General features: G+C 64.8%; 6 protein-coding genes. 2 read left to right on the forward strand and 4 right to left on the reverse strand.

Annotated elements, in window-relative coordinates; translation table 11 throughout:
* Window positions 1-152: 152 nt before the first annotated feature.
* The 3 genes from GPT33_RS08205 to GPT33_RS08215 form a co-directional block, all read right to left on the reverse strand.
* Window positions 153-2,771: a PEP/pyruvate-binding domain-containing protein gene (locus tag GPT33_RS08205; protein ID WP_296807220.1), complete on the reverse strand. Its 2,619-nt coding sequence runs from the start codon at window positions 2,769-2,771 to the stop codon at window positions 153-155.
* Window positions 2,772-2,842: 71 nt separating this feature from the next.
* Window positions 2,843-3,499, reverse strand: a complete 657-nt coding sequence (locus GPT33_RS08210; RefSeq protein ID WP_296807223.1) for a thiol:disulfide interchange protein DsbA/DsbL — start codon at window positions 3,497-3,499, stop codon at window positions 2,843-2,845.
* Window positions 3,500-3,685: 186 nt separating this feature from the next.
* Window positions 3,686-4,603 carry an alpha/beta hydrolase gene (locus GPT33_RS08215; protein ID WP_296807226.1) on the reverse strand — a complete coding sequence of 306 codons (918 nt, stop codon included), beginning with the start codon at window positions 4,601-4,603 and terminating at the stop codon, window positions 3,686-3,688.
* A gap of 195 nt (window positions 4,604-4,798) precedes the next feature.
* Here GPT33_RS08215 and GPT33_RS08220 point away from each other — a divergent pair, with 195 nt between their 5' ends.
* Together GPT33_RS08220 and GPT33_RS08225 are read left to right on the forward strand one after the other, a co-directional pair.
* Window positions 4,799-5,680: an ABC transporter ATP-binding protein gene (locus GPT33_RS08220; protein ID WP_296807233.1), complete on the forward strand. Its 882-nt coding sequence runs from the start codon at window positions 4,799-4,801 to the stop codon at window positions 5,678-5,680.
* 266 nt (window positions 5,681-5,946) lie between these two features.
* Entirely contained in the window at window positions 5,947-6,999 is a 1,053-nt protein-coding gene (locus GPT33_RS08225) for an ABC transporter permease (protein ID WP_296807229.1), read from the forward strand.
* Between the two features lie 14 nt (window positions 7,000-7,013).
* Here the strand turns inward: GPT33_RS08225 and GPT33_RS08230 are convergent.
* A partial coding sequence (locus GPT33_RS08230) for a septal ring lytic transglycosylase RlpA family protein (protein ID WP_296807231.1) occupies window positions 7,014-7,280 on the reverse strand: 267 nt, incomplete at its 5' end.

A 7,280-nucleotide genomic window follows, 5' to 3' on the forward strand; every position in this document is an offset into this window, starting at 1 on the left:
AGCTCCGACAGTCGTCGGGGCTGGTGCGGCCAAGCCATTCGAACAAATTTACGCATACCGCACCGGGCGCGGTTTAAATGTAATCACTTGGTGAGTACATCTCAATCGGTCGCCACGATCAAGAGCCAAGGCTGTGCCTGCGAGCTCGGTCCTCAGCCCGCCGCCTGATAACACACCAACCGCTGACACAAGACATCCGCGACCATGCGCAGACCGGTATCGCGCACATCGAGCCAGGTGAGGGCGGCCGCGACGGCGTCGTCCGGCGGGTCTTCCAGATCGAGCGGGAGGCGGGCCGATGCCGGCAGTGCGCTCAGCCAGCCGGGGTTGTAGCTGGCCTCGCCGAGGTGCGGGAAGAGGGCGACGTAGGCGATCTGGGATTCGACGAGATCCTGGAAGAAGTGCGAGCCGAAGGAGAGATCCGGCACCATGCCGTCGCCGAGCTCGGCGACCTCGGCGATGACGGCGAACCGGCTGATGTCCGAGAAGCGGATCGGCACGCCGAGCTCGGGCGTGCTGGTGCCCCAGCGGCCGGGTCCGATCAGCAGGGTGGGGCATTCGTCGCGATCGGCGATGCGGCGATTGAGCTGTCCGACCAGACGGGCGACGGCGAACTTCTGCACGGTGGTCAGGGCGCTGTAGCGCGGGCCGTCGACATGGATGATGCGTGCGATCGGTTGGTCGATGTTGCCGCCCATGAAATGGCCGTCGGTCGCGAAGAAGAGCCGCCGGCTCGGCACCGCGTCCGGGAGCTCGACGCGTTGATTGAGTCCGAGTGTCTGCAGCGGTCGGCACTGGACGAGACTGAAGGATGGGGTTCCGTCGTCGCCGAGATGCAGGGTGAATTCGACGTCGATCGGGTAGGCGTAGGCGGCTTCCAGGGTCTGGAGCAGGTGCTGCATCAGCTCGACGAACGGGGTCTCGCGCAGGAGTGGCGTGAAGGTGATGCGCCAGACGGGGTCGCCGCCGGTGCGCTCGCGTGCGCGTTGCGTCGCCTCGCGGTCGAGCTCGGCGCACCAGCGCAGCGGCAGCTCCGGGTCGCGCGTCAGGTGTCTCACGGCGAGCGAGCGTAACCGGTTGTTCGAGATGTCGAGCACGTCGATGTCGTGCTGGGAGAAGCGCACGGCATCGTCGCGATCGCGGAAGGGGCGTTTGTGGGGTTGATCCAGCGCCACCACGCAGGCGTGATCGCCTTCGATGCGGTCGACCGCACGGGTTCCCAGACCCATGACCAGGCGGACCATGCCGGCGGTCGGATCCATGGACTCTTCCCAGACGAAGGTGTTGCGTGACACGCCCACGCCGGCGGCATCCGGGAAGTAATAGCGCCCGTGATAGCGCCCGCAGACGCGTTGCAGGAGGAGCGCCATCGGCTCTTCGAGGTCGGCCAGCCCGCGTTGGCGTCGGTAGGTGAGTGCGTCTTCGCTCATGGTGCTGGCGAAGACCCGGCAGATCGCCTCTTCGAGTTGGGCGAGCCGCTGCCCGGGTGAGCCTTGGTTGACCAGGAAGAGGCTTTCATATTTCCCGGCGAAGGCGTTGCCGAATCCGTCTTCGAGCAGGCTGCTCGAGCGCACCAGGATCGGGTACTGCCCGAAATAATCGAGCATCCGTTCGAGCTCCGAGCGGATCTCTTCCGGGAGCCGGCCGCGCAGCATGTCCTCGCGTAGCGACTGGGCCTCGGTGAAATAACCCGCCTCAGTGCGCTGGCGCATGATCCTGGGCCACCAGCCGTTGTGCACCAGGTAGGAGTAATAGACGTCGGAGCCGAGAAAGAACGAGTCATGCGGTTCCAGATGCCGCTCCCAACGCTCGGGGTCGTCCTGCAACAGGATGCGGCGTGCGAGCAGCATCCCGACCGCCTTGCCGCCGACGTAGCCGCTGCCGATCATGCGCGCGCGGATCTCGATGAGATCCTGGAGGCCGAGATAGCGGCGGGCGAGCGCGATGATACGTTCGTCGCGGCTGATCAGGATCGGATAGAGCTGCTCGAGCACCGCACGGCGGCGCTCGCCGTCGGCGTCTTGATTGAGGACCTCGGCGGCATCGAGAAAGAGCCGATCCCAATAGTCGAGCTGGCGCTGCGTGGTCTCGCCTTTGCGGCGTTCGAGATCCGCGTGGAGTCGGGTCGCGTCGCTGCTGTCGACCACCGGGCGAAACGCCTCGCCCTCGTGGATATGCGGCAGAAACATGGTCGGCGACTGGCGCTGCCAGACCTTGACCGGCTGGACGTAGCAGCCGCTTTCGGCACGTCTGACATCGATCAGGACCTGCGTGGTCTCGCGGATGCGCGCCATCGTGGTGTAGCAGTGGCTACGCGAGAGCAGGCCGAAATAGGCGACCGTATCCAGTTGATAGAGGTAGGGACAAATGACCTGGAAGAGATTGCCGACCATCAGGTCGGTGGCCCAGGCCGAGAGCAGATCCGAGAGGCAGTCAAAGACGTAGAAGGCGCCGCGGCCGTAGTCCGTGATCAGGCGGTGGACGTGGCAAGTGAATGCCTCGAAGCCACGCAAGGCGTCGATCGAGACGATTTTGATCCCCGGACCCGGTGCGACCAGCGGTGCATGTTGGCCGAAGCGCAAATAGATGATGGAGCGTTCGCCCGCGACGGCTTGGGCGACGAAGGGCTCGACAAAGCCGCGGTAGTCCTCGATGTCGTCGATCCGCCAGACGACGTTGTCGCCGATGCGCAGGCCGTCGAGGACACGGTCGAGTCCGGCGAGTCCGGTGGAGACCCGCTCGGCGTCGGCGGCCTCGGGCGTGTTCCGCATCGGCGAGACATCGGCCGAACGAGACGTCGGTTCGGCCTTGAGACGCTGTCCGGCAAACGTCGTGGGTTCGGTCAACCCGCGGCCGTCTGCTCGCGTGCCATCAGGATCAGGTCATCGGCGATCGCGAGCATCTCGGGGAAACCCTTGGCCTGTTGACCGACGACGACATAGCGACCGCCGACCGTGATCATGGGCACCGCATCGACGCGATAACGCTCGACCAGGGTTTCGCCGCGCTTGATCTGAGTCTCGACCGCGAACGAATTGAATAAGGGCTCGAAGGTCGCGACGTCCACGCCTTTGCTCGCGACCCATGCGAACACGTCCTTCTCGGTGAAGAGCTTGGTCCGGTCGCGATGCAACGCCTCGAAGACCTCTTGGTTGAGTCGGTCCAGGTCGCCGCTGTATTCGAGTGCGTAGAAGAGTCGCGCGAGATTGGCCCAGGCGGCCCGACCGAAGGTCACCGGGACCTGGCGGAAGGTGACGTCATCCGGCAGCTTGGCGGCCCAAGGCTTGATGACCGGGTTGAGGTCCATGCAGTGCGGGCAGCCGTAGGAGAAGAATTCGAGAACCTCGATCTTGTCGGGGGCTGATCCCGGCTGCGGCGGCGAGACGGCGCGCCAATCGCGACCCTCGACCAGGTTGGCGGCGGCGGGGCGCAGCGGCAGCATTGCGACGCCGAGTGCGCCGATCATGGTGTGGGTGAAGCGACGACGGGTGAAGGCCATGGTGGATCTCCGGTCGGGATGAGTGAGGTGGTGATTCGATCTTATCGGTCTGGATTCGGCCGGTGATGATATGTCCCCGGCACGGCTTGTGTCAGTACCGCCCGCGTTTCCGCCGTAGGTTGTGCCGAGCCGAGCGAGGCACAACTTCCCTGCGGGCGTTGTTGCGCTTCCTAGCCTCAGCGCAATTTACGGTGTACTGCCGCAAAATGCGCTCGCCCGCGGGCCGTGCGGCGACGTGGTTTCGCCCGACGGCAGCGGGGTATCGGGGGCCTCAAGCCAGGCGGCGATGTCGGCGCGTACGCGTGCGCCCTGGCGGTCGCGCGGGAGCATGTGCCAGCCGTGCTGGTAGAGAACGAAAGTCAGACCCGGATCCGTGCCGGGTAGTTTCGCCAGAAAACGGCAAAAGGCGTTCTTGGGGATGATTTCGTCCTGCTCGCCATACAGCAGCAGCGCCGGGGTCTGCAGGCGGTCCGCCGCGGCTTGCGCCCGGTCCATGAGGTCCGTGATCCCCCAGAGGGCATCGACGCGGGTTGCCTTGATGACGAGCGGGTCTGCGCCCATCGCCTGCAACATCTCGATGTGGTCGGACGGGCTGATGCGGATCCCCTCGCCGGTCAGCTTCAGCCAGGGCAGGGTGCGCACGGCGCCGTCCAGCGCGAGGCGTTGATACCAGGGCATGGTGTCGCGCGACCAGACGGCGGGAGCGATCAGGATCAGGCCGTCGACCGGCAGTTGTCCCTGCGCCGTCGCAGTTAGAACGACTGCGCCGCCCATGCTCTCGCCGGCGACATAGAGACGGGCACCGGGGTGGCGCGCACGCAACAGATCGACCAGCTTGCGCAGATCCGCGGTAAGCCGGTCGCCGCCGTGCCAGCGACCGGGCAGGGCGGCGGCGCCGAAACCGCGCTGGTCGACCGCGTATGTGGTGATGCCCTTGGCGGCAAGTTCGCGGCCCAGGGGCGCAAAGGCGTTCGCGTAGTCATTGAAGCCATGCAGCCCGAGCACAATCATCCGCGGACGCGCGGCACCGGTCCAGACGCGTAGCGGCAGGCGGTAGCCGTCGTCCATCCGCGCATGGTCGACGCCGAGGGCGGGCGACATCATGCTCGTCTCGGGGGATTCGACGATGTTCGGGGAGGCGCAGGCAGTCACCATGAAAAGACAGATCAGGGCGGCGAGGGCGTTGAACCAGACCGACGCGTCGATGGTTGAGCCTGAGGCATGCGCTCGGGCGGGACGTGCGATTCCTCCCGGGCTCGGCCCGTCGTGCTCGGGGCGAAGCGCGTATACTCCGTGCCTGTGAACAGCCTGCTCGAAGCGCATGATCTCGTCCGGCTCTATCCTGGTGTGCGCGCCGTGGATGGTATCGGTTTTCGGGTCGAAGCCGGTCAGTGTTTCGGACTCCTGGGGCCGAACGGGGCCGGCAAGACCACGACCCTCGAGATGCTGGAGGGGATCCAGACCCCGACCTCGGGCACCGTGCTCTATCGCGGTCGGCCGCTCGATCGTGCCTACCGTGAATCGGTCGGCATCCAGTTTCAGGCGACCGCGCTGCAGGACTTTCAGACGGTGCGCGAGTCGCTCGCCATGTTTGCCACCCTCTACCGGCGCACCGCGGACCGCGACGAGCTCATCCGGCTCTGCAATCTCGCGGATATCTTGGATCGGGATACGCGCAAGCTCTCGGGTGGGCAACGCCAACGCCTGCTGCTGGCCATCGCGTTGGTCAATGACCCGGACCTGGTGTTTCTCGACGAGCCGACGACCGGTCTGGATCCGCAGTCACGGCGCAACTTCTGGGGTCTGATCGAAACCGTGCGCCGGCGCGGCAAGACGGTCGTGCTGACCACGCATTATATGGAAGAGGCCGAGCGGCTCTGCGATCGGATCGCAATCGTCGACCACGGACGGATCATCGCCGAGGGTCAGCCTACGCGATTGGTTCGGGACCACTTTCCCGCGACCGTGATTCGCCTGCCCGAGACGGCATGGCCGAGCGGTGTCGCCCTACCCGCGGGGGCGGAAAGGCGCGACGGCCGGATCGAGATCTATGCCGAAGAGGTCCCTCCGATGCTGGCCGAGATCGAGCGCGTCGGGGCCGATTTGACGGATCTGCGGGTGGCGACGCCGAATCTGGAAGACCTCTTTCTGAAACTGACCGGACATGACCTGCGCTCTTAAACCGCGCCCGGCGCGGTACGCGATGTTTTTGGGATGGGATCGGCCTCGGCAGACTTCACAACCACTGGAGTATGCGCGGTTTAAGGTTTTGAAAAATATACTATTGTAAATCGCATCCCCGCCAAGGATCGTGGATACACCAATTGTCGAGCTCACTCTAAAATGCACGTCTCGCACTGGACGCCGTTTAGGTCCGTGGGGTTCGGGCTTGCTCTATCCCTCGGCCTCGATCCTGCGGATTCTCGTCCAAACACCCGGAACATCTCATGTGGCGCCGTATCCTGACCATCCTCGTCGCGCGTAACCGCGAGTTTTATCGCGATCGGGCTGGGCTGTCGTGGAACGTCCTGATGCCGATCATGATGGTGCTGGCCTTTGCCTTCATCTTCACCGATACGTCGCGCGATGTCTTCAAGGTCGGCGTGATCGCGGACGGCGCCGAATTACCGGTTGCGGCCTTCCCGTTCCTTCAGACCCGCCACATCCAATTCATTCCGGTGACGGATCCGGCGGCGGCGATCGCGAAGGTGGAGCGCCACCAGTTGGATCTTCTGGTGGATCCGAGCGAGACGTCGCGTTATTGGGTCAACTCGGATTCGGCCAATGGCTATCTCGTCGAGCGTCTCTTGCTGGGCGCGCAAGGCATCGGCGCTCGATCGACCACCGATCCGGGCGAATCCGCACGGGCGACCCCGCAGCGGATGACCGTGACCGGTGCGGCTCTGCGCTATGTCGACTGGGTGCTGCCCGGCGTGCTGGCGATGAACATCATGTTCTCCAGTCTCTGGGGCGTCGGCTGGGTGATCGTGCGCTACCGCAAGAACGGTGTGCTGCGTCGGCTGAAGGCGACGCCGCTGAGCCCGTGGGAGTTTCTCACCGCGCAGGTGTTCTCGCGTTTGCTCGTGGTTCTGGGGGCGAGCCTGGTGGTCTATACCGGGGCCAGGCTCTTGCTCGACTTCCCGATGCGCGGCTCCTACGTTGCGCTGCTGCTGGTCTATGTGGCCGGTGCGCTTTGTCTGATCAGCCTCGGACTGATCGTCTCGTCACGGCTGCGCACGGAAGAGGTCGCGGACGGTCTGCTCAACCTCATCTCCTGGCCGATGCTGCTGCTTTCGGGTGTGTGGTTTTCGATGGAGGGGGCCAGCGGCGCGGCCCAAATACTGTCCGGTTTCCTGCCGCTGACCCATGTCGTGGACGCTGCACGGGCCGTGATGATCGACGGCGCCGGTGTGATGCAGGTCCTACCCCAAATCGGCCTGTTGGCCGGTCTCGCACTCCTCTTCCTAACCCTGGCGGCCTGGATGTTTCGATGGGAGTGAGGGGTGCGGTCGGATCAGGATCCGCTTGCCCTCGGTACGCTCAAGACCTCGACCTCGACCTTCGCCAAACCCTTCTTGATCATCCCCAATTCGCGAGCGGCGCTGCGGGAGAGATCGATGATCCGGCCCTTGATGAATGGGCCGCGGTCGTTGACCTTGACCACAATACTCTTGCCGGTCTTGGTGTCCGTTACGCGGACCTTGCTGCCGAGCGGGAGGGTTTTGTGTGCTGCGCTGGGGATGTTCTTGTTGTAGATCGCACCGCTTGCGGTCTTCCGACC

Source organism: Thiocapsa sp. (assembly GCF_011390875.1).
Taxonomy (GTDB): domain Bacteria; phylum Pseudomonadota; class Gammaproteobacteria; order Chromatiales; family Chromatiaceae; genus Thiocapsa.

Excerpts from the sequence above, each read along its gene's own strand:
- GPT33_RS08210 (WP_296807223.1), bottom strand. The coding sequence starts at position 3,499 with ATGGCCTTCACCCGTCGTCGCTTCACCCACACCATGATCGGCGCACTC.
- GPT33_RS08225 (WP_296807229.1), top strand. The coding sequence starts at position 5,947 with ATGTGGCGCCGTATCCTGACCATCCTCGTCGCGCGTAACCGCGAGTTT.
- GPT33_RS08215 (WP_296807226.1), bottom strand. The coding sequence starts at position 4,603 with ATGATGTCGCCCGCCCTCGGCGTCGACCATGCGCGGATGGACGACGGC.
- GPT33_RS08205 (WP_296807220.1), bottom strand. The coding sequence starts at position 2,771 with ATGCGGAACACGCCCGAGGCCGCCGACGCCGAGCGGGTCTCCACCGGA.